19 protein-coding genes are annotated in these 20,200 nt (G+C 70.2%); 7 read left to right on the top strand and 12 right to left on the bottom strand.

All coding sequences use genetic code 11. The features are described 5' to 3' along the window. Nucleotides 1-136 precede the first annotated feature (136 nt). Together ABS772_RS19165 and hisS are read left to right on the top strand one after the other, a co-directional pair. Complete coding sequence (locus ABS772_RS19165; RefSeq protein ID WP_350396400.1) at nucleotides 137-508, top strand: tRNA-binding protein; 372 nt, start codon at nucleotides 137-139, stop codon at nucleotides 506-508. A gap of 247 nt (nucleotides 509-755) precedes the next feature. Further along, nucleotides 756-2,267: a histidine--tRNA ligase gene (gene hisS / locus ABS772_RS19170; protein WP_350396401.1), complete on the top strand. Its 1,512-nt coding sequence runs from the start codon at nucleotides 756-758 to the stop codon at nucleotides 2,265-2,267. 248 nt (nucleotides 2,268-2,515) lie between these two features. On the opposite strand, the gene ABS772_RS19175 is transcribed toward hisS, so the two are convergent. The 4 genes from ABS772_RS19175 to ABS772_RS19190 all read right to left on the bottom strand — a co-directional run bounded on the left by ABS772_RS19175 (nucleotide 2,516) and on the right by ABS772_RS19190 (nucleotide 4,737). Further along, nucleotides 2,516-3,340 carry a hypothetical protein gene (locus ABS772_RS19175; RefSeq protein WP_350396402.1) on the bottom strand — a complete coding sequence of 275 codons (825 nt, stop codon included), beginning with the start codon at nucleotides 3,338-3,340 and terminating at the stop codon, nucleotides 2,516-2,518. Nucleotides 3,341-3,412: 72 nt separating this feature from the next. After that, on the bottom strand, nucleotides 3,413-3,796 hold the full coding sequence (locus tag ABS772_RS19180; protein WP_238255008.1) for a DUF3618 domain-containing protein: 384 nt from the start codon (nucleotides 3,794-3,796) through the stop codon (nucleotides 3,413-3,415). Then, nucleotides 3,793-4,206: a phage holin family protein gene (locus tag ABS772_RS19185; RefSeq protein WP_238255007.1), complete on the bottom strand. Its 414-nt coding sequence runs from the start codon at nucleotides 4,204-4,206 to the stop codon at nucleotides 3,793-3,795. The genes ABS772_RS19180 and ABS772_RS19185 overlap by 4 nt, the downstream gene beginning before the upstream one ends. Before the next feature lie 12 nt (nucleotides 4,207-4,218). After that, nucleotides 4,219-4,737, bottom strand: a complete 519-nt coding sequence (locus ABS772_RS19190) for a hypothetical protein (RefSeq protein ID WP_350396404.1) — start codon at nucleotides 4,735-4,737, stop codon at nucleotides 4,219-4,221. A gap of 526 nt (nucleotides 4,738-5,263) precedes the next feature. On the opposite strand from ABS772_RS19190, the gene ABS772_RS19195 reads away from it, so the two are divergent. Together ABS772_RS19195 and glgX are read left to right on the top strand one after the other, a co-directional pair. Then, nucleotides 5,264-6,685, top strand: coding sequence for an alpha,alpha-trehalose-phosphate synthase (UDP-forming) (locus ABS772_RS19195; protein ID WP_350396405.1), 1,422 nt, complete (start codon nucleotides 5,264-5,266; stop codon nucleotides 6,683-6,685). A 222-nt stretch (nucleotides 6,686-6,907) separates the two neighbouring features. Further along, nucleotides 6,908-9,001: a glycogen debranching protein GlgX gene (gene glgX, locus ABS772_RS19200; protein ID WP_238255004.1), complete on the top strand. Its 2,094-nt coding sequence runs from the start codon at nucleotides 6,908-6,910 to the stop codon at nucleotides 8,999-9,001. A 105-nt stretch (nucleotides 9,002-9,106) separates the two neighbouring features. Here the strand turns inward: glgX and ABS772_RS19205 are convergent, their stop codons facing one another. Then, nucleotides 9,107-9,958 (bottom strand): hypothetical protein, encoded by an 852-nt coding sequence (locus tag ABS772_RS19205; RefSeq protein WP_238255003.1) that lies wholly within the window; start codon nucleotides 9,956-9,958, stop codon nucleotides 9,107-9,109. 227 nt (nucleotides 9,959-10,185) lie between these two features. On the opposite strand from ABS772_RS19205, the gene upp reads away from it, so the two are divergent. The 3 genes from upp (at nucleotide 10,186) to ABS772_RS19220 (ending at nucleotide 12,463) form a co-directional block, all read left to right on the top strand. Next, nucleotides 10,186-10,836 (top strand): uracil phosphoribosyltransferase, encoded by a 651-nt coding sequence (upp, locus tag ABS772_RS19210; protein WP_238255019.1) that lies wholly within the window; start codon nucleotides 10,186-10,188, stop codon nucleotides 10,834-10,836. Between the two features lie 235 nt (nucleotides 10,837-11,071). Beyond that, the gene (locus ABS772_RS19215; RefSeq protein WP_350396406.1) at nucleotides 11,072-12,082 is read left to right on the top strand and encodes an NAD(P)H-quinone oxidoreductase; all 1,011 of its coding nucleotides are present in this window, start codon (nucleotides 11,072-11,074) and stop codon (nucleotides 12,080-12,082) included. A gap of 102 nt (nucleotides 12,083-12,184) precedes the next feature. After that, nucleotides 12,185-12,463, top strand: a complete 279-nt coding sequence (locus ABS772_RS19220) for a hypothetical protein (RefSeq protein WP_238255001.1) — start codon at nucleotides 12,185-12,187, stop codon at nucleotides 12,461-12,463. A gap of 78 nt (nucleotides 12,464-12,541) precedes the next feature. Here ABS772_RS19220 and ABS772_RS19225 read toward each other — a convergent pair whose 3' ends face one another. The 7 genes from ABS772_RS19225 to ABS772_RS19255 all read right to left on the bottom strand — a co-directional run bounded on the left by ABS772_RS19225 (nucleotide 12,542) and on the right by ABS772_RS19255 (nucleotide 20,129). Further along, a complete protein-coding gene (locus tag ABS772_RS19225) occupies nucleotides 12,542-13,423 on the bottom strand; it encodes a 3-hydroxybutyryl-CoA dehydrogenase (protein WP_350396414.1) in 882 nt (293 codons plus the stop codon). A gap of 156 nt (nucleotides 13,424-13,579) precedes the next feature. Beyond that, nucleotides 13,580-14,533 carry an electron transfer flavoprotein subunit alpha/FixB family protein gene (locus ABS772_RS19230; protein WP_238257459.1) on the bottom strand — a complete coding sequence of 318 codons (954 nt, stop codon included), beginning with the start codon at nucleotides 14,531-14,533 and terminating at the stop codon, nucleotides 13,580-13,582. Nucleotides 14,534-14,612: 79 nt separating this feature from the next. Then, entirely contained in the window at nucleotides 14,613-15,362 is a 750-nt protein-coding gene (locus tag ABS772_RS19235) for an electron transfer flavoprotein subunit beta/FixA family protein (RefSeq protein WP_238255192.1), read from the bottom strand. Nucleotides 15,363-15,524: 162 nt separating this feature from the next. Continuing rightward, the gene (locus tag ABS772_RS19240; RefSeq protein WP_238255191.1) at nucleotides 15,525-16,097 is read right to left on the bottom strand and encodes a cob(I)yrinic acid a,c-diamide adenosyltransferase; all 573 of its coding nucleotides are present in this window, start codon (nucleotides 16,095-16,097) and stop codon (nucleotides 15,525-15,527) included. 114 nt (nucleotides 16,098-16,211) lie between these two features. Further along, a complete protein-coding gene (locus ABS772_RS19245; protein ID WP_238255190.1) occupies nucleotides 16,212-16,850 on the bottom strand; it encodes an acyloxyacyl hydrolase in 639 nt (212 codons plus the stop codon). A 318-nt stretch (nucleotides 16,851-17,168) separates the two neighbouring features. Next, nucleotides 17,169-17,354: a twin transmembrane helix small protein gene (locus ABS772_RS19250; RefSeq protein WP_108939763.1), complete on the bottom strand. Its 186-nt coding sequence runs from the start codon at nucleotides 17,352-17,354 to the stop codon at nucleotides 17,169-17,171. A gap of 66 nt (nucleotides 17,355-17,420) precedes the next feature. Then, nucleotides 17,421-20,129, bottom strand: coding sequence for a TIGR02302 family protein (locus ABS772_RS19255; protein WP_350396408.1), 2,709 nt, complete (start codon nucleotides 20,127-20,129; stop codon nucleotides 17,421-17,423). Nucleotides 20,130-20,200 lie beyond the last annotated feature (71 nt).

Raw genomic sequence — 20,200 nt, forward strand, 5'->3', positions numbered from 1 at the left:
CCCCACAAGGGGGAGGGGACGAGCCATGCTCTGACCGAGGCGATCGACCGGAAACCGAATGAAGGGTTGGATTGGAGAACGCCGTCGGCTTTCGTAGAAGGCTGCACCCCCTTCCCGCCACGCTCTCCATCGGCCCATGCACGTCCGCCACGACCCCACCGCCCCCGAATCCGAGACGATCGGGTTCGACGCCTTCCTCGCCGTCGACATCCGCGTGGGCACCGTCGTCTCGGCCGAGCCCTTCCCCGAGGCGCGCAAGCCCGCGATCAAGCTCGTCATCGATTTCGGGCCGGTGATCGGCACCAAGCGCTCCAGCGCGCAGATCACCGAGCACTACGCGCCCGACGCCCTGGTCGGCCGGCAGGTCGCGGCGGTGGTGAACTTTCCGCCGCGCCAGATCGGAAAGTTCCTCTCCGAGGTGCTGACCCTCGGCTTCGCCGACGCGGCCGGCGCCGTCGTGCTGTTCGCCCCCGACCAGCCGGTGCCGGACGGCAGCCGGCTGTTCTGACGCCAGGGCCACCCTGGCTTTTGCCGGCCTCAGTCGCCGGCGCCCGCCTCCGCGGGCTTAGGCTGTCGCTCCGCTCGACGCCTCGGCGGAGCCGAGGCACGCTCCGCGCGGCGCTGTTCGCGCCGCGAAGCCGCTCACGCGGCTTCGGGTGATCGCCTCGGTTCCACATCTCCTCGGGTTGCCGCCTCACGGCCGCCTGCGATAGAGCCGGGCTTCCCTTCAAAGAACCGCTCCGATCGGCGACGACATGGCCAAGGCCGACACCCTGAAACCCCGCTTGCCGCGCGGCTTTCCCGACCGCACCGAGGCCGACATCCTGGCCCAGGGGCGCATGCTGGACACGATCCAGCAGACCTTCGATCTCTACGGCTTCGAGGCGCTGGAGACCCCCTTCGTCGAGTACACCGAGGCGCTCGGCAAATTCCTGCCCGACCTCGACCGGCCGAACGAGGGCGTCTTCTCGTTCCAGGACGACGACGAGCAGTGGCTCTCGCTCCGCTACGACCTGACGGCGCCGCTCGCCCGCCACGTGGCGGAGAACTTCGACGCCCTGGCCAAACCCTATCGCAGCTACCGGGCGGGCTACGTCTTCCGCAACGAGAAGCCGGGGCCGGGCCGGTTCCGCCAGTTCATGCAGTTCGATGCCGACATCGTCGGCGCAGGGAGCGTCGCGGCGGATGCCGAGACCTGCATGCTGATGGCCGACACGCTGGAGCGGCTCGGGCTCGCGGGCCAGTACGTGGTCAAGGTCAACAACCGCAAGGTGCTCGACGGCGTGATGGAGGCGATCGGCCTCGCCGGCCCCGACAAGGCCGGCCAGCGCCTCACCGTGCTGCGCGCCATCGACAAGCTCGACCGTCTCGGCGCGGACGGCGTGCGCCTGCTGCTCGGCCCCGGCCGCAAGGACGAGAGCGGCGACTTCACCAAGGGCGCCGGCCTCGCCGACGAGGCCATCGAGCGCATCCTGGCCTATGTCGGCTTCGAGGCGAGCCCGCACGACGGCGCCGACCGGATGGCGTTCTGGGAAAAGTTCTTCGGCTCCTGGCACGCGGTGGTCGGCGATTCGGAGACCGGCCGCGAGGGCATCGCCGAACTCCACGCCATCATGCGGCTGTGCGAGGCGGCGGGCTACGGCCGCGACCGCGTGCGGGCCGACCCCTCCGTGGTGCGCGGGCTCGAATACTATACCGGCCCGGTCTACGAGGCGGAGCTGACCTTCCCGGTCACCAACGAGGACGGCCAGACCGTCCGCTTCGGCTCGGTGGCGGGCGGCGGGCGCTACGACGGCCTCGTCGGCCGCTTCCGCTCCGAGCCGGTGCCCGCGACCGGCTTCTCCATCGGCGTCTCGCGGCTGTTCTCGGCCCTGCGGCTGACCAAGAGCCCGCTGGTGGACGGCGCGGCCAAGCCCGGTCCCGTCGTCGTGCTGGTTCTGGATCGCGAGAACATCGCCGAGTATCAGGCGCTGGTCGCGCGGCTGCGGGCGGAAAACATCCGGGCCGAGCTCTATCTCGGTGCGGCCGGGATGAAGGCGCAGATGAAATATGCCGACCGCCGCCGCGCGCCCGCGGTGGTGATCCAGGGCTCCAACGAGCGCGAGGCCGGCGAGGTCCAGATCAAGGACCTGATCGAGGGCGCCCGCGCCGCCGAGGCCATCGCCAGCAACGCCGAGTGGAAGGCCGCCCGCCCCGCGCAGGTCTCGGTGCCGGTGGAGCGGATGGTCGAAACGGTCCGCGAGACGCTCGCCCGGCATTTCGGGTGATACGTCCTTAAGTCATCGATCCGCTCGAGCGCATCCCCTCTCCCCGCCGTGCGGGGAGAGGGCTTTGCCGACCTCGTCGTCGGCAAAGCAAGGCGGCAGCCGAAGGTGAGGGGCTTGGCCGAAGAAGACTCTTCCTGAGCCGCCCCCTCACCCTCGCTCCGGCTTCGCCTCCGCTTCCGGCCTGCACGACAGGGTGCAGGCCGGCCTCTCCCCGCACGCGGGGAGAGGGGAAGATCCGGTGATGTCCCTTACAGACGGTGCGCCGTCCGCTCGGTCGGGTCGAAGTCCGGCCGCGGGCCGGTCGCTTGGCCGGTCGCTTGGCCAGCCGCTTGGCCGGTGGCCGGACCACCCGGCTGGCCGCCCGGCGCGTTCGCACGCTTGACCGCCGCGTCGAGGTTCTCGGGATCGAGCGCCGTCTCGACGAAGGCGCGGCCGCGATGGGTCAGGTCGCGGGCGTAGCGGATGCCCTGGTCGCGCAGGTCGTCGGCGTAGGGGCCGAGCGCCCGGTCCTCCTGGCGGGTGCGCGGCAGGAGCGCGCCGAGCAGCAGGCCGGCGGCGAGGCCGACGACGCCGACGAGGAGCGGGTTCTCGGAGACGAACTGCTCGGTGGCGGTGCGGCCCTCGTGCAGGCGGCGGGTGCCGCGATCGGCGAGGTCGGCCGCGCGCCGGCGATGCGTCTCGTAGCGGTCCTCGGCCCAGGAGCGGGCATCCTCGTAGGTCTCGCCCGCGCGCTCACGTACCGAGCGGACCGTGTCGCTGGCCTGATTGCGGGCGGCGTCGGCCGCCTCACTCACCCGGTTCTTGAGCTCGGAGGCCCGGTCCGCCGCCTGGTCGCGGAGGTTGCGCGCGCTGTCCCGCGCCTCTTCGGCCTTGTCCTGTATTCCGGCCTGGAGGCGGGCATTGGCCTCGCGGCCCTGCGCCGTCGCCCGGTCGGAGATGTCGTGCAGGCTGTGATCGACGCTGCCCTCGCGGGGCATGCCGGACCGGGCGGCGATGTTCTCGGGCAGGGTCTCCACCGGCGCGCCGGTGGGCGGCGTGGTGACCGGGCCTTGATGGTTCGGGCCTTGGCTCATGATCGACTCCCTTGTCTTCCGGCCGGCGGCGCGGGGATTCGCGCGCGGCCCGTGAGGCTCGGACGTGGTGTCTCAGACCTGCCGCTCGGGCGGCAGGTCGTGGAGGGGACGCCCGCCGGGGGCGTCGGGGTCGTAGGTGCGGTCGGCGCCCGTGACCGTGACGGGCTTGGCCGCCACCGGGACCACGGCGCGGGTGGTCGGGCGGCGGACGGTCCGCATGCCGTTCAGCAGCAGGCCGACGCCGGCCGCGATCAGCAGCACCGGCAGGGGATTGCGCCGCACCGCCAGCAGGGCGTCGTCGTAGAAGCCGCTGTAGGGCGTCTGCCGGGCCGAGCCGAGCATCTCGTCGACGAGGCTCGACGCGTTGAGGCGTCCCTGGATCCGGTCGATCGTCTCGTCGAGCCGCGCGCGGCTCTGCTCGATGTCCTTCTCCAGGTCCGAGATCGATTCGCTCATCCCGAAACCCTTTCCGTCAGCGCGCGGGCATCCTGCCGGACCTGCCGCGAGGTCCGGGTCGGCGCGAGATTCGACAGCGACATCGCCCGGGCGCCGATGACGCCGAGGATCACCGCCACGAGCAGCATGCCGCCGCCCACGAGCAGCGCCGCCAGCCACTCGGACCCGACCAGCGTCGCGACGAACTTCACCAGGGCGCCGATCAGCACCAGCATCGCCGTGACCGCGAACACCGCCGCCAGCACCATCATCGCGAGACCGATGAACAGCGAGCGGACGTTGTTCGTCATCTCCGTGCGGAAGAGGGCGATCTCCTTGCTGGCAAGCTCGCTCGCCTCGCGCAGGGCATCGGCGACGAGGGACTGGATCGAGGAAGAGGGCGGAGGTGGTGGGGGATTGGGGCTTGCCATGGCGTCGTCCCCTCAGGCCCGGTAGCCGTCGTAGGCGCGGCCCGTGCGGCGATCCAACCCGCGGTCCGCCTCCGCCTCGCCCGACGCCTTGACGAAGCGCGACAGCAGGAAGCCCGCGGCGAAGGCGCCCACCGCGACCGTCACCGGGGAGCGGCGGGCATAGGCCTCCGCCTCGCGGTAGAAGTCGTCGAGGCTGCGCCGCTCGATCGAGCCGGCGAGGTCGTCGAGACCCTCCGCCGCGCTGTCGAAGAAGGCGCGGATGTTGGGGCGGTCGTCGAAGGTCTGGCCCGAATCGCGCAGGGACTTGGCGAGGTCCGAGACGGAGCGGGCGGCCTCGCCCTTGCGGTCGTCGACATAGGCGAGGGCCTGCTGGCGCGCGGCGGCGGCGAGGCCCTTGCTGCGCTCGGCCGCGAGGCTCGCGGTGTCCTCCACGTCGTGGCGCAGATCCTCCAGATCGGCCTTGGTCTCGGCCGGCTTGGTGTTGGCCGGTTTGGCGCCGCCGACGGGATCTGGGGACGCGGACGATGTCATGGGCGTGTCTCCGGGTAGGCTTGGTGGACCGGTGCGGATGCGCGTCGATCCGTGATGAACTCGGCCGGAGAACCGTTGGCTGCCTCGCGGAGTTCCGTTTTCAGAGCCCCTTCCGCACGGCCCCTGCCGAATGGAGAGGGTTCCCGCGTAAGAAGAAAAAGCGAGGAAGCACCGTCGCTCCCATGGTGATGTCTCCGTCGATGGCGGGTCCTGGACGCGTTCCGTTCCGGGGCCGGATGTCAGCACCCGTTCAGCTTCGCCCTTGCATGGTGGCGGCGGCTCTGCTGCACTGCCGGAAGCGCGGGTATCGACGCGGGCAGACGCGGGAGCCGGGCGGGCGGATGCGGGACGGAACAGCGGTGACATCGACGGGCCGCCCGCTTGACCCGCGGGAGGGGATGCGCTTGGCTGCCCTTCGACGGATCGCGCTCCGCTTCCGCGCGTTTTCCCACAGACGCAAGACCCTCAAGACCCTTAGGCCGGCGCGCCCGACGTGCCGGCCCCAGCGAGGACCGGAGCCGGGTTCGTGGCACGTCTGATCATTGTCTCCAACCGTGTCGCCGTGCCCGCCGAGGGCAAGGACGCGGTCTCCGCCGGGGGCCTCGCCGTCGCGGTCAAGGAAGCCTTCTCCTCCTACGAGGGGCTGTGGTTCGGCTGGAGCGGCAACATCTGCGACAACCCGAGCACCGAGCCGGAACTGATCGACCGCGGGCCGATCCAGTACGCCGTCCTCGACCTCTCGCCGCAAGACCATCGCGAGTACTACGCCGGTTTCGCCAACCGGGCGCTCTGGCCGATCATGCATTACCGGATCGGGCTGGGGACCTTCTCCCGCTCGGATTATGCCGGCTACCAGCGCGTCAACCAGACCTTCGCCCAGGCGCTCGCCAAGCTGGTCGAGCCCGACGACCTGATCTGGGTGCACGATTACCACCTGCTGCCGCTGGCGAGCGAGCTGCGCGGCCAGGGCATCGCCAACCCGATCGGCTACTTCCACCACATCCCGTGGCCGGCGGCGGACGTGTTCAACACCCTGCCGGCGAGCAGCGAGTTGCTGCGCGCCATGGCCGATTACGACCTGATCGGCCTCCAGACCGATTCGGACGTGCAGAACCTCTCGCGCAACTTCATCGACACGATGCGCGCGATCCCCCTCGGCGGCGGCTCGATGATGGTGGACGGGCGGCGCACCCGGATCCGTTCCTTCCCCATCGGCATCGACGTCGCCAGCTTCAAGGAGGCCGCCGACAAGGCTGGCTCCAACAAGGTGGTGCGCGAGACCATGGCGGGGCTTCGCACCCGCAAGCTGCTGATCGGCGTCGACCGGCTCGACTACTCGAAGGGCGTGCCGGAGCGGATGGAGGCGGTGGACCGCTTCTTCGCCTCGAACCCGGACCAGCGCGGCAACGTCGTCTACATCCAGATCACCCCGAAATCCCGCAGCGAGGTGCCGGAATACGAGCAGCTCGCCCGCGAGGTGAACGAGAAGGTCGGCGACATCAACGGCATGCTCGGCGAGCCGGCCTGGACGCCGATCCAGTACGTCACTAAGGCCTATCCGCGGCCCGTCCTCGCGGGGCTCTACCGCGCGGCCCGCGTCGGCCTCGTCACGCCGATGCGCGACGGCATGAACCTGGTCGCCAAGGAATACGTCGTCGCCCAGAGCGAGGAGGATCCCGGCGTCCTCGTCCTCTCCAAGTTCGCCGGCGCCGCCCGGCAGCTCCCGGAGGCGCTGCTCGTCAACCCGTACGACCGCTTCGAGGTCGCCGAGGCGATCCGGCAGGCGCTCTACATGCCCCGCGGCGAGCGCCTGGAGCGCTGGAAGCCGATGGCGGAGCGCATGCTGCGCGAGGACGTCGATTGGTGGGCGCGCTGCTTCATGACGGAGCTGGAGACCTTCCGCACCGTCGAGCGCGAGCCGCCGACCACGGCGGCGGCGGCGGAGTAGGGTTCGCGCACCGCACGACCGACCGGGTTTCCTCCAGATCTCGTCCTCATCCCGAGGTGCCGGAGCGGAGCGCAGGCCTCGATGGATCCTCCGGTTCGCACGAGCGATGTCCGGAGGATCCTTCGAGGCCGCTTGCGCGGCACCTCAGGATGAGGAGATGAATGGGGTCATCGCGCTCTGACGGGCCACCGACCAAAAGAGCCCGCTTCACGAAGGACCGGAATGATCGTCATCGAGGAGGGCCTGCCGACGCCGCTCGGCGCGCATTTCGACGGCCGCGGCGTCAACTTCGCCCTCTTCTCGCAGAACGCGACCCGGGTCGACCTCTGCCTGTTCGAGCCGGGCGCGCGTCAGGAATCGCGCACGATCCGCCTGCCCTGCCGGACCGACGACGTCTTCCACGGCTACCTGCACGGCCTGCTGCCGGGCCAGCTCTACGCCTACCGGGTGTTCGGCCCGTGGGACCCGGCCGCCGGCCACCGCTTCAACCCGGCCAAGCTCGTCATCGACCCCTATGCCCGCGAGATCGCCGGCCGCATCCGCTGGCACGACGCGCTCTACAGCCACCGCCACGGCGGCGCCCGCGAAGACCAGATCGACCGGCGCGACAGCGCCCCCTTCCTGCCCCGCGGCGTGGTCACCCGCCCCGAGACGCCCGATCCCGTCAGCCTGCCCGCCGCGCGGCCGCTCCACGAGACGGTGATCTACGAGGCCCACGTCAAGGCGCTGACCCAGACGCATCCGGCGCTCTCGGAGGCGGAGCGCGGCACCTATCTCGGCCTCGCCCACCCGGCGATCATCGAGCACCTCTTGAGGCTCGGCGTCACCGCCCTCGAACTCCTGCCGATCCAGGCGTTCGCCGACGACCGCTTCCTCGTGGACAAGGGCCTCGTCAATTTCTGGGGCTACCAGCCCTACAACTACTTCGCCCCGGAGCCGCGCTATCTCGGCGAGGGCGGGGCGAGCGGGCTGCGCTTCGCCATCCGCGAACTGGCCTCGGCCGGCATCGAGACCCTGATCGACGTGGTCTACAACCACACGGCGGAGGGCGACCATCTCGGGCCGACGCTGGCCTTCCGCGGCATCGACAACGCGAGCTACTACAAGCTCGACCCCGACAACCTGCGCCGCAACGTCGATTGCACCGGCTGCGGCAACACCCTGAACGTCGCCCATCCGCGGGTGATGCGCATGGTGCTTGATTCCCTGCGCCACTGGGTGACCGCCTACGGCGTGGCGGGCTTCCGCTTCGATCTCGCCACCAGCCTCGGCCGCACCCCGAGCGACTTCTCGCCCCAGGCCGCCTTCTTCCAGGCGGTGCAGCAGGATCCCGTCCTCTCGCGGGTCAAGCTCATCGCCGAGCCCTGGGACATCGGCGGGGGCGGCTACCAGCTCGGCGGCTACCCTTACGGCTGGAGCGAGTGGAACGACCAGTTCCGGGACAATCTCCGCGGCTTCTGGCGGGGCGATTCCGGCACGCTCGCCAAGCTCACGCAGGGGCTCTCGGGCTCGCGCGAGATTTTTCTGCCGTCCGGCCGCTCGCCGCTCGCCAGCATCAACTTCGTCGCCTCGCATGACGGCTTCACGCTGGCCGACGTGGTCGCCTACGCCGAGAAGCACAACGCCGCCAACGGCGAGGAGAACCGCGACGGCCACGGCCACAACCTCTCGGCCAATTACGGCGTCGAGGGACCGACCGACGATGCCCGCATCCTCAGCCTTCGCGCCCGCCAGAAGCGCAACATGCTGGCCTGCGTGTTCTTCGCACAGGGCGTGCCGATGCTGCTGATGGGCGACGAGCGCTCACGCTCGCAGAGGGGCAACAACAACGCCTATTGCCAGGACAACGCCCTGAGCTGGATGGATTGGGAGACCGATCCCGATCCGACGCTCACCGATTTCGTGGCGAACCTCGCCGCCCTGCGCCGGGTCTGCCGCTCCCTGCGGCGGCGCCATTTCCTTCTTGGCAGCCGCGTCGGCGAGAGCGCCCTGAAGGACGTGCACTGGCTCTCCCCCGACGGCACCGAGATGGACGATTCCGCCTGGGGCGACGGCGAGCGCCGCGCCTTCGGCATGCAGATGAGCAACGACATCGAGGGCTCGGAGCGCGTCCTCATCCTCATGAACGCGGCGTCCGAGCCCTGCCCGTTCACGCTGCCCCCGGATCTCGGCGGCCCCTGGCGCCCGGTCTTCGACACCACCCTCGCCACCGGCGCGGTCCCCGACGGGACGCGTCCGCCGGTCCGGGCCGGCGGCACCGTCGACCTGCCGGAGCGGGCGGTGCTGGTGCTGAAATCGCCGCCGATTCTCGATTGAGCCACGCGACCGGGGAAACGGCCCGCGCGTCTCGGCTTCCGCCATCCCCCATGGCATCGTCGAATGGCGTCTCGCCGAGGCGACACGCGACCGGCATCCGTCGCCTTATCTGCCGACAGGAGACGGTGCCTGATACGGGTCCGGGCTGTTATGCTGCTCGAGGAAGATCTCCCGATCGATGAGGTGTTCGGGTTCCAGCCCGGCTTCTCCGAAGACGCGGATGAAATCGTCACCGAGAATCGAACGGCACTCCATCATTGCGGCGTGCTGGGTCCGACTCATCTCTGCCAGGAACTCGTCCTCGTCCATCTGCCGCTGCTCAAGAAGGCCGGCGAGGTGCGACTGCTCCTCCCATAGTTGGCTTCGAACTGCGAGGAGACGCTCGAAGGTCGTCTGGCTGACCGCGACACCCGGCGCCGCCTCGATCAGTGCGCGAAGTTCGGCAACCCGTTCAGGGTGGTAAACGTCCAACATTGCGTCCGTCTCCGATGCTGCCGGATCGGCTCCGACGCCGTGGGCGCCGACCCGGAATGCCAGATACGTGCCGCCCGTTCCGCCTGCATCCGGCGGCCGGTCGGCGTTGCCGCCGGACCCATAGCAAGGACTGAACGACGGATGCCGCCTGTTCTTTCCATAAGTGCCGTAGGTGAAGACCGAAAGCGCGTAGCCGCGCGCGCTCGTCACCAAGATATTGGCCGGACCGAGGATCCAGTTCGCGGCCTGATGGCAGACGCCCGTGACTCCGTAGATGAGACCCGTCGTCGAACCGGGTTTTGATAGGCAGTCCGCAATCGATGAATCCCCCGGCCCGCGGCAGACTTCGCGGCCTCCCTGGTGGCGGCCGAAGCAGCCCCACCTGAGTCCGCAGGAACTGGCGACATAGGTGTGATCCCATTGCCTCGCATTTTGGGCCGGCATGGCGCGACCATAGAGAACCGCCCCCGGCTGACCCGCCATAACGGTCTTCCTCCCCGGAACTTCTGCTCTTGAACTCTGGGAGGCAAGCTAAGCGGCAACCAACGCACTTACAAGTTGTCGATTCGGGTTAAGAGATGGCCCGGCCGGATCGACGCGCATCATCACCGCGGCGGGAACGAATTGGAAAATCAGCCGACGACCTCGGCTTCCTCCGCCCACCGTGGCATCGTGGGATCCGGATCGCGACAGACATGGGGACGGCATCGATGCAGGCGGAGAGCGGCGGCACGGCGCGGGTGACGGTGGTCGATCACCCGCTCGTCCAGCACAAGCTCACGATGATGCGCGACGTCGAGCGCTCGACGAAGGGGTTTCGCGAACTCCTCAACGAGATCGGCATGCTGCTCGCCTACGAGGTCACCCGCGACCTGCCGCTCGAACCGGTCACCATCCAGACGCCGATCCAGGCGATGGAGGGGCGCCGGATCGCCGGCAAGAAGCTCGTGCTCGCCCCGATCCTGCGCGCCGGCGTCGGCTTCCTCGACGGCATGCTCTCGCTGATGCCCTCGGCCCGCGTCGCCCATGTCGGGCTCTACCGCGACCCCGAGACGCTCCAGGCGGTGGAGTACTATTTCAAGAGCCCGTCGGATCTGGCCGACCGCACGGTGCTGGTGCTCGACCCCATGCTCGCCACCGCCAATTCCGCGGTCGCGGCGGTGGAGCGGCTGAAGAGCCGGGGCGCGAAGGATCTCCGCTTCGTCTGCCTGCTCGCCGCGCCCGAGGGCATCGCCCGCTTCCAGGCGGCCCATCCCGACGTGCCGGTCTGGACCGCGGCGATCGACAGCCATCTCAACGACCACGGCTACATCGTGCCGGGCCTCGGCGACGCGGGCGACCGGATGTACGGCACGCGCTGATTTTTTTGCGTTTCAACCCGGTATTCGGTTGGCTGGTACGTCTCGACCGGCGTCATCGCGAGGCCGAGCCGAAGCGATCCAGGGCCCTGCCCTTTCGGAAAAGGTCCCGCTGCTGGATCGCTTCGCATTCGCTCGCGATGACGGAGGCGGTTCACGCCTCGACGCGCCCCGTCCCATGCGCCATCTGAGCCGGGCGTACGAGCGACCCATCCGCCGCGTGAGCCGAGGAAGCCCCATGCCAAAGAACCTGCCCGAGACCATGCGCCAGATCCGCTTCACCGGCGCGGGCGGCCCGGAGGTGATCGCGGTCGAGACCGTGCCGCTGCCGAAGCCCGCGGCGGGGCAGGTGCTGGTGGAGGTGGTCGCCGCGGGGGTGAACCGGCCCGACATCATGCAGCGCCAGGGCAGCTACCCGCCGCCCAAGGGCGCGACCGAGATCCCCGGCCTCGAGATCTCTGGACGGATCGCGGCGTTGGGCGAGGGCGTCACGGGCTTCGCCGTGGGCGACGAGGTCTGCGCGCTGGTCATCAGCGGCGGCTACGCCGAGTTCGCCGTCGCCGAGGCGGGGCAGGTGCTGAAGCGGCCCGGACCGCTCTCGCTGGTGGAGGCGGCCGGCCTGCCGGAGACGGTCTTCACCGTCTATTCCACGGTGATCCAGCGCGGGCGGCTGCAGAAGGGCGAGACCTTCCTGGTCCATGGCGGGTCGAGCGGCATCGGCACCACCGCGATCCAGATCGCCAAGCAGCACGGCGCCCGCGTCCTCACCACCGCCGGCTCGGCCGAGAAGTGCCGGTTCTGCGAGGAACTCGGCGCGGACGCGGCCATCAACTACCGCGAGGCGGATTTCGCCGAGGAGGTGAAGCGCCTCACCGACGGGAAGGGCGTCGACGTCATCCTCGACATGGTCGGCGCCGCTTACCTCCAGAAGAACATCGCCTCGCTCGCGGTGGAGGGCCGCCTCGTCCAGATCGCCTTCATGCAGGGCTACAAGGCCGAGAGCCTGACGCTGACCCCGATCATGCTCAAGCGCCTGACCCTCACCGGCGCGACCCTGCGCGCCCAGGCCAAGGAGGCCAAGGCCGCCATCGCCGAGGGGCTGAAGCGGGACGTCTGGCCGCTGGTCGAGGCGGGCACGATCCGGCCCGTCGTCCACGCCACCTTCCCCCTGGAGGAGGCGCGCAAGGCCCACGAGCTGATGGAGACGAGCAGCCACACGGGCAAGATCCTGCTCACGACGGGCCGCTGAGGCGACGGTTCGCGGCAGGAACTCTCGAAGCCGGACCGGCGTTGGCCAAGCATAACCGATGCTGACGCCGCCCCTTTCGTCGGGCGGAAGAGAGGGAGCTTCATGGCCCAGATCGAGAACCAGACCGATGCCCGCCAGGGTGCGAAGGGCAAGCCGGTCCTGTACGTGCTGGTGGCGAGCCTCGCCCTGCTGGCGGTCGCCACCGTCGGCCTGCTGAGCTGGAACCGGGCCGAGTCGCCCGCCGACCATGCCGGCAAGAGCCAGGAATCGGCCCGCGAGATGACGACGGGTTCCGTCAACAAGGCCCCGTCCTCCAACAGCGGCAACGTGCCGACCGAGAACCCGGCCTATCCTCAGCCGGCGCAGAAGTCGGCTCAGTAAGGCCCGAACGCCGAATTCCATGAAAAAGCCGCCCGCGACCTCGTCGCGGGCGGCTTTTTCATGCGGGGGTGTCGCGCTTCAGCGCGTCGGGATCGGCGTCTCGCCGCGATAGTCGTAGAAGCCGCGCTTGGTCTTGCGGCCGAGCCAGCCCGCCTCGACGTATTTCACCAGCAGCGGGCAGGGCCGGTACTTCGAGTCGGCCAGCCCCTCGTAGAGCACCTGCATCACCGAAAGGCAGGTATCGAGGCCGATGAAGTCGGCGAGCTGCAGCGGGCCCATCGGGTGGTTGGCGCCGAGCCGCATCGCGGTGTCGATCGATTCGACCGAGCCGACGCCCTCGTAGAGCGTGTAGATCGCCTCGTTGATCATCGGCAGCAGGATGCGGTTGACGATGAAGGCCGGAAAATCTTCCGACATGGTCGAAGTCTTGCCGAGCTTGGCGATGAAGGCCTTGGCCGATTCGTAGGTCGGATCCTCGGTGGCGATGCCGCGGATGAGCTCGACGAGCTGCATCACCGGCACCGGGTTCATGAAGTGGATGCCGATGAAGCGGTCCGGCCGGTCGGTCGAGGCCGCGAGCCGGGTGATCGAGATCGACGAGGTGTTGGTCGCGACCAGGGCGTCGGGCTTGAGCGACGAGCAGAGCGCCTGGAAGATCTTGCGCTTGGTCGCCTCGTCCTCGGTCGCGGCCTCGATGACGAGATCGCAGGCGCCGAGGTCGTCGAAGCTGCGCGCCGCCGCGATGCGGGCCAGGGCGCTGCGGCGCTGCTCGTCGTTCAGCGTGCCCTTCTGGACCTGCCGCGTGAGGTTCGCGTCGATGAGCGCGAGCCCGGCCTCGATCCGCTCGGGATCGCGGTCGTTCAGCCGGACGTCGAGGCCCGACGCCGCGCAGACATGCGCGATGCCGTTCCCCATCTGGCCGGCACCGACGATGCCGACCGTCTTGATCTCGATGCCCATACCCGTATCGCGTCCTACCTGCTGCGGCATCGTCCTCTCGACCGCATCCCTAGAATGCGGCACTGCAACAAAAGCGTCAAACCGGCCTCGAGCCGCAGGCGCTCGAGGCGGTCCGACGGTGTCGTGAAGCGCGCTGCCGATCCGTCTACCGATGCGTCACCGATCCTTGGCCTTCGCGATCTCGGCCTGCAAGTCCGGCACGACCTGAAACAGGTCGCCGACCAGTCCGTAATCCGCCACCTGGAAGATCGGCGCGTCCTCGTCCTTGTTGACGGCGACGATGACCTTCGAGTCCTTCATGCCGGCCAGGTGCTGGATCGCGCCGGAGATGCCGACCGCCACGTAGAGGTCGGGCGCCACCACCTTGCCGGTCTGGCCGACCTGCCAGTCGTTCGGGGCGTAGCCGGCGTCCACCGCCGCGCGGGAGGCGCCGACCGCGGCGCCCAGCGCGTCGGCCAGCGGCTCGATCAGCTCCTTGAACTTCTCCGCCGAGCCGAGCGAGCGGCCGCCGGAGACGATGAACTTGGCCGAGGCCAGCTCCGGCCGGTCGGACTTGGCGATCTCCTCCGACTTGTAGGCGGCGCCCAGCGCGTCGGGGGCCGCGGCCGAGACCGCCTCGACCGGGGCGGCGCTGCCGCCTTCCTCCGCCGGCTTGAAGGCGGCGGTGCGCACGGTGATGACCCGCTTCCCCGCGCCGGCCTGCACGGTCTGGATCGCGTTGCCGGCATAGATCGGCCGCTCGAACGTGTCGGGCGAGACGACCTTGATGATGTCGGAGATCTGCGCGACGTCGAGGAGCGCGGCCACGCGCGGCAGGGTGTTCTTGCCCGTGGTCGTGGCGGCGGCCACGATCGCGTCGTAGGGCTCGGCGATCGCGGCGATCAGCGCGGCACTCGGCTCGGCGAGGTCGTGGTCGTAGACCGCGTCCTCGGCGTTCAGCACCTTCTCGATGCCGTCGAGCTTGGCCGCCGCCTCGGCTGCCGCCTTCGAACCGGCGCCGAGCACCAGGGCGTGGATGGGGGCGCCCAGGTTCTTGGCGGCGGTCAGCGCCTTCAGCGTGCCGTCCTTGATCTGCCCGTTGGCGTGCTCGACGTAGAGGAGCGTGGTCATCGGCGAAACTTCTCGAAAAGAGGGGAGGCGCGCCGCTCGACCGGGGGCCGGGAGCGGCGCCGCGCGAATCGGGGCCGGATCAGAGCACGCCGGCTTCGACCTTGAGCTTCTGCACCAGCTCGGCCGCGGAGCCGACCTTCACGCCCGCCTGCCGGCCCGGCGGCTCGACGACCTTGAGCACGGTCAGCTTCGGCGTGACGTCGATGCCGAGCCCCTCGGGAGACAGCTCCTCCAGCGGCTTCTTCTTCGCCTTCATGATGTTGGGCAAGCTCGCGTAGCGCGGCTCGTTGAGGCGCAGGTCGGTCGTGACGATCGCCGGCAGCTTGAGCGAGACGGTCTGGAGGCCGCCATCGACCTCGCGGGTCACGTCGATCGCGCCCTCGCCGAACTCGACCCTGAAGGCGAAGGTGCCCTGCGGCCAGCCGAGAAGCGCCGCGAGCATCTGCCCGGTCTGGTTCGAGTCGTCGTCGATCGCCTGCTTGCCGAGGATGACGAGGTTCGGGCCCTCCTTCTCCACCACCGCCTTCAGCACCTTGGCGACGGCGAGCGGCTCGCAAGTCACGTCGGTCTTGACCAGGATCGCCCGGTCGGCGCCCATGGCCAGCGCGGTGCGCAGGGTCTCCTGCGCCTGCTGCGGCCCGATCGAGACGGCGACGATCTCGCTGACCTTGCCCTTCTCCTTCAGGCGGATCGCCTCCTCGACCGCGATCTCGTCGAAGGGGTTCATCGACATCTTGACGTTGGCGAGTTCCACGCCCGACCCGTCGGCCTTGACGCGGATCTTGACGTTGTAATCGACGACCCGCTTGACGGGCACCAGAACCTTCATGGCTGTCGCTTTCCTCCGCTCCTGCGAAGTCCCGGCGTCACTTGACGGACGGCTCTCGGACCCGCTTGACCGCGCTTGATGGGATTGTCAGGGCGGCGGGACCGTAGCGAGGCGATTTCCCGCTTGTCAACGCGCCTTATCGGGGGCGTGACCTGCGGGAATTCACCGGTTCTGGCCGGGCACCCAGAGCACGTCGTCGGCGCCGTCGCGGTTGGCCGCGCGGGAGGCCACGAACAGGAAGTCCGACAGCCGGTTGAGATATTGCAGGGCTTCGCCCGAGATCGCCTCGCTCTCGATGCCCGACAGCGCGACCACCAGCCGCTCGGCGCGGCGGCAGACCGTGCGGGCGAGGTGGAGCGCGGCGGCCGTGGCCGAGCCGCCGGGCAGGACGAAGGATTTCAGCGGCGGGATGTTGGCGTTGAGCGCGTCGATCTCCGCCTCCAGCCGCTGCACCTGGGCGGGCACGATCCGCAGGGGCTCGTAGCCCAGCGGCGCGTCGCTCGGCGGCGTGGCGAGGTCGGCGCCGAGATCGAACAGGTCGTTCTGGATGCGTGCCAGCATCGCGTCGAGGGCGGGCTCGGCGGTCAGGCGCGCGAGCCCGATGCAGGCATTGGTCTCGTCGACGGTGCCGTAGGCCTCCACCCGCAGATCCGCCTTGGAGCGGCGCTCGCCGTTGGCGAGCCCGGTCGTGCCCTGGTCGCCGGTGCGGGTGTAGATGCGGTTGAGCTTGACCACGGCGTCCCTCCCGGCGGGCCCGGTGTTCTTCGAAAAAAGACCCGCCGGGCGATGTTTCGCGCCCGGCGGGTCTTTGCAAGGGGTGTTTTGGCAGGCTGTCGGAGCGGCCGGCGCTCAGAAGGTGTAGCCGATCTTGCCGCCGTAATTGGTCAGGCCGCGGTTGTCGCCGCACAGGCCGGCATTCGACATGTGCTCGACGGTCGCCATGACGCTCCAGTGCTCGTCGATGCGGAAGCCGAGCGCCGCCGCCTCGCGGAACAGCGGCGAGCAGCCCAGGGCGTTGAAGCCGTAGGGCGCGTTCGCCTTCAGGCCGGTATAGCCGTTATGGGCCGCGCCGCCGAAGAAGCCTTCGAGGAAGACGCGCCGGTTGAGGGTCTCGGGGAAGAGATCCACGGTCCAGGTGGCGCCGATATAGGCGTAGCTGGTGCGGCCGCCGGTGTTGTAGCTGCCGCCCACGGTGGGCCGCGGCACGAAGGCCTGCCAGAACGGGTCGGTGGTCACGAGCGGCTTGGCGAACAGGATTTCGCCGTTGACGTTCGCGGTGCTGAAGCCCGGCAGCTTGCCCTCGGCGCTGCCCGGATCCTGGACCGAGCCGCCGATGCGGACCTCGGAGACGATGGAGTAGGGCTGGACGGGGGCGAAGTAGGGCGGCGGTGCGGGGGCCCGGGCGGCACGAAGATCGGCGGCCTGCGCGGCCGTGACGGCCGAAGCGGCGAGGACGCCGACGAGAATCCGGGCAAGGGGTGACTTCATCGGCGGTCGATCCGTCCGTTTCAACCCGCCTCGAATATCACGCCCCCCGGGGCACAGCCCGCGGATTCATCCGCCTCCCGCGCTTTTGCCCACCCGGTGGGGCGCGGACGCCACACTCCGATCGGCCGAGCGGTGCTCCGCTGCCCGCCCTGCGCGCGTTCGCGGGAGGTCGTGACCCGCGCAAGCTGCAAGGTGTGGCGGTGCTGGCGCATCGTCCCGAAAGGCGGCTGCCGGCTTTCGGAAAAAAGACGATGCAAAATCAGAAGACGAGAGCCTCGTCCTGGATCCGATATCCAGGACGATGCTCTCGGCGTGCGCTCAGGCCGCCCGCCACCAGACCACGCCCATGATGACGATGATCGCGACGAATTGCAGGAGCACGCGCAGGCGCATCAGCTTCTGCGAGAGATTGGCGCTGCCGCCCCGCATCATGTTGACGAGGCCGAGGAGCAGCACCACCGCCACGGCGAGGCAGGCGAGGAGGACGAGCTGGTTGGAGGACATCGGTCGGTGATCTCGCGAGGGGCCGCGCTCCCGTGAGCACGGCCCGGAAGAGGTGGCTTCGAGGCGTCAGTTCCGGCGCAGCAGGCGCTCGAAGTAATCGAGTTCCTCCTGCGGACGCGAGGGGTCGCCGAGCTTGCGCCGCAGCTCCTCCATGATCCGGCGGGCGCGCTGCACCGCGGATTCGTCGGCGTTCGGCACCCGCACGTTGCCGTTGGAGAGGTCGCGCCCGCGGGTCGGCCGGCCGAGCGGGTCGTCGTCGGCGGAGCCGGAGCGGCCCTGGCGCCCCTGCGACTGCCCGTCCTGCTGGCCCTCGCCCTGGCCCTCGGCCATCTGCTGCATCTGCTTCTGCATGCCCTCGGCGCCGCGCTTGAGCCCGTCGAGGGCGCGGCCCTGCGCGTCCACCGCGTCACCGCTGCGGCCGCGGCCGAGCGCCTCCTCGGCCTCGCGCATGGCCTCCTCGGCATCCGCCAGACCCTCCTCGCCCTGAAGCCCCTGCTGCTTCATCCGGTTCTTGAGGTCCTGGAGCTGCTCGCGCAGACCCTGCTGGCGCTGGCCCATGCTCTGGCCCTGCTGGCCGCGCTGGCCTTGCCCCTGGCCCTGCTGTCCCTGCTGGCCCCGGCCCTGCTGCCCCTGCTGGCCGTCCTGGCCCTCGCCCTGCTGGCCGGGCTGCTGACCGCGCTGGCCCTGCTGGCCGGGCTGCGGCCTCTGGCGCTGGCCGGGGCGCTGGCCCTGCTGCCCCTCCTTGTAGGTCTCGTCGCGCAGGTCCTGCTGCTCGCGGGACATCTTGTCGAGTTCGTCGAGCTGCCGGTTCATCTCGGCCATGCCGCCCTCGGACGATGGGCCGTTCTCGGCGTTCTGCAGGTTCTCCAGCACGTTGCGGAGCTGGTCGAGCAGGCGCTGGGCTTCCGCGGTGTCGCCGCGCTTCATCGCCTCCTGCATGTCCTTGATCATCTTCTCCAGGTCGTCGGGGGTGACGGTCTGGCCGCCCTGCTGCTGCTGCTGGCGCTCCGCCCGCTGCGGGCGCTGCGGCTTCGCGCGCTGGGCGAACTCCTTCATGAACTTGTCGAGGGCCTGTTTCAGATCCTCGGTGAGCTTCTTGATCTCCTCGTCCGGCGCGTTGCGGTCGATCGCCTCCTTGAGGCGGTCCTGGGCGGCGCGCAGGGCCTTCTCGGCATCGGAGAGGTCGCCGTCCTCGATCTTGAGGGCCATCTCCCACAGGAGATCGGCGACGCCGGTGAGATCCTCGTCCGATCTCGCCGCGCGCAGGCGGTTGGCGGCCGTGGTGAGCCCGAGGAAGATCGCGGGCTGCGGCGTGAAGCGCTCCGGCGCGATCCGCAGGGCGTCGAGCGCGGTCTGGACGCGGGCGCGATCCGCGTCCGGCGCGGTGACGAGGCGGCGGCGCTCCTCGGCCAGCGCCCGGGCGAGCGGCTGGCTGAAGGGCCGGGCCGGCAGCACGATCTCGGCGGTCTCGGTGCGTCCCTCCTGCCCGGCCTCGTCGCGGACCGCCAGGGTGAGCTTCACCCGCGCGCCGGACCACGGATTGTCGGTGAGATCGACGAGCGTCTTGGTCTCGGTCTCGCCGGTGGCGTCGGTGGGAAGCGCGAGCGGGATCTTGGGCACGGGCACGAGCGAGCGGCCGGCCTTCAACGGCTCGACCAGCCCCTCGGCGGAGGCGATGCCGTAATCGTCCCTGGCGCGATAGGTGAGGTTGAAGGTGCCGCGGCCGTTGACCTCCAGGTCGCCGACCCGGCTCACCTCCGGCGGCCGGTCGGGGATCGTCTCGATCACGAGGCGCTGCGGCTCCGATCCCGACGCGGCGATGCCGAGTTCGGCGGTGCCGCCGACGAGCCGGAAGCGCTCCTCCCGCAGGCTCGTTCGGGTCTCGCTGCCCTTAACATCACCCTTGGCGGCCCCCTGCGGCGCGGGGCGGGCGGGGCCGGCCTTCTCGTCCCTGGGGATCGCCACCAGGGCGGCGTTCGGGGTCAGCTCCGCCTCGCCCTGGCCGGCGATGCGCACGATCAGGGTCGAGTTGACCGGCGCGCGCAGGCGCTGCACCGGGTCCTTCGCGGCGCCCGACATCGTCACGATCAGCGGCGGCACGCGGGTGTAGATCGGCGGGTCGATCCAGCCATCGACGCGGAAGCTCGGCGCCGCGGCCTGCGGCTCGCGCCAGTCGAAGGCGGCGGCGACGCGTCCGCGCCATTCGGGACCGGCGACGAACAGGGCGGCCAGCGCCGCGACGAGGACGCCCGCGCGGAGCGCCAGCGGATCGTGGCCGGGCATGTGCGGGCGCGGGCGCCCGGCCTTCAGCCGCGCGACGGCGGCGGCGGCCCGCGACTGGTGCAGGGCCCACAGGGCGCGGGTGACCGGATCGGTCTGGCCGACGGCCAGGGTGTCCTCGATCGCCGAGGCCGGATCGTGGGCGCTCCCGCCGCCGCGGGCGGCCTCCCGGTCGATGCGGGCGAGCGCCTCGCGCCGGCTCAGGGCGCGTAGCCGGGCGGCCGGCCACAGGGCCGCGACGAGCAGGAGGGCGAAGAGGCCGAGCCCGGCCATCCGCCAGGGCGGCGTCAGGTCGAGCCACAGGCCGAGCCAGGAGACCGCGAGGAAGGCGAGGGCGACGCCGAGGCCGCGCCACAGCACCGGCCAGGCCCGCTCCCACAGGCCCGCCGCCCGCGCCCGCGCCACCAGCCGGTCGAGGCGGCGCCGCGCCTCGCTTTGGCGCGCCTCGCCCTGGCGGTCGTCGCTCGCGGAGATCGTCCGTTCGGCCTCGCTCATCGTGTCCGGTCGCGGCTCCCACGGGCGCCGGGCCGAGAAGGCCCGCGCACGGATGAGGAAGCTAGCATGGT

The organism is Methylorubrum podarium, from assembly GCF_040270385.1.
GTDB lineage: Bacteria > Pseudomonadota > Alphaproteobacteria > Rhizobiales > Beijerinckiaceae > Methylobacterium > Methylobacterium podarium.

Coding starts and splice junctions, on each gene's coding strand:
- ABS772_RS19245 (WP_238255190.1), bottom strand. CDS start 16,850: ATGAAGTCACCCCTTGCCCGGATTCTCGTCGGCGTCCTCGCCGCTTCG.
- ABS772_RS19250 (WP_108939763.1), bottom strand. CDS start 17,354: ATGTCCTCCAACCAGCTCGTCCTCCTCGCCTGCCTCGCCGTGGCGGTG.
- ABS772_RS19225 (WP_350396414.1), bottom strand. CDS start 13,423: ATGGGCATCGAGATCAAGACGGTCGGCATCGTCGGTGCCGGCCAGATG.
- ABS772_RS19180 (WP_238255008.1), bottom strand. CDS start 3,796: ATGAGCGAATCGATCTCGGACCTGGAGAAGGACATCGAGCAGAGCCGC.
- ABS772_RS19190 (WP_350396404.1), bottom strand. CDS start 4,737: ATGACATCGTCCGCGTCCCCAGATCCCGTCGGCGGCGCCAAACCGGCC.
- ABS772_RS19220 (WP_238255001.1), top strand. CDS start 12,185: ATGGCCCAGATCGAGAACCAGACCGATGCCCGCCAGGGTGCGAAGGGC.
- ABS772_RS19235 (WP_238255192.1), bottom strand. CDS start 15,362: ATGAAGGTTCTGGTGCCCGTCAAGCGGGTCGTCGATTACAACGTCAAG.
- ABS772_RS19205 (WP_238255003.1), bottom strand. CDS start 9,958: ATGGCGGGTCAGCCGGGGGCGGTTCTCTATGGTCGCGCCATGCCGGCC.
- ABS772_RS19165 (WP_350396400.1), top strand. CDS start 137: ATGCACGTCCGCCACGACCCCACCGCCCCCGAATCCGAGACGATCGGG.
- ABS772_RS19215 (WP_350396406.1), top strand. CDS start 11,072: ATGCCAAAGAACCTGCCCGAGACCATGCGCCAGATCCGCTTCACCGGC.
- upp (WP_238255019.1), top strand. CDS start 10,186: ATGCAGGCGGAGAGCGGCGGCACGGCGCGGGTGACGGTGGTCGATCAC.
- ABS772_RS19255 (WP_350396408.1), bottom strand. CDS start 20,129: ATGAGCGAGGCCGAACGGACGATCTCCGCGAGCGACGACCGCCAGGGC.
- ABS772_RS19175 (WP_350396402.1), bottom strand. CDS start 3,340: ATGAGCCAAGGCCCGAACCATCAAGGCCCGGTCACCACGCCGCCCACC.
- ABS772_RS19230 (WP_238257459.1), bottom strand. CDS start 14,533: ATGACCACGCTCCTCTACGTCGAGCACGCCAACGGGCAGATCAAGGAC.
- glgX (WP_238255004.1), top strand. CDS start 6,908: ATGATCGTCATCGAGGAGGGCCTGCCGACGCCGCTCGGCGCGCATTTC.
- hisS (WP_350396401.1), top strand. CDS start 756: ATGGCCAAGGCCGACACCCTGAAACCCCGCTTGCCGCGCGGCTTTCCC.
- ABS772_RS19185 (WP_238255007.1), bottom strand. CDS start 4,206: ATGGCAAGCCCCAATCCCCCACCACCTCCGCCCTCTTCCTCGATCCAG.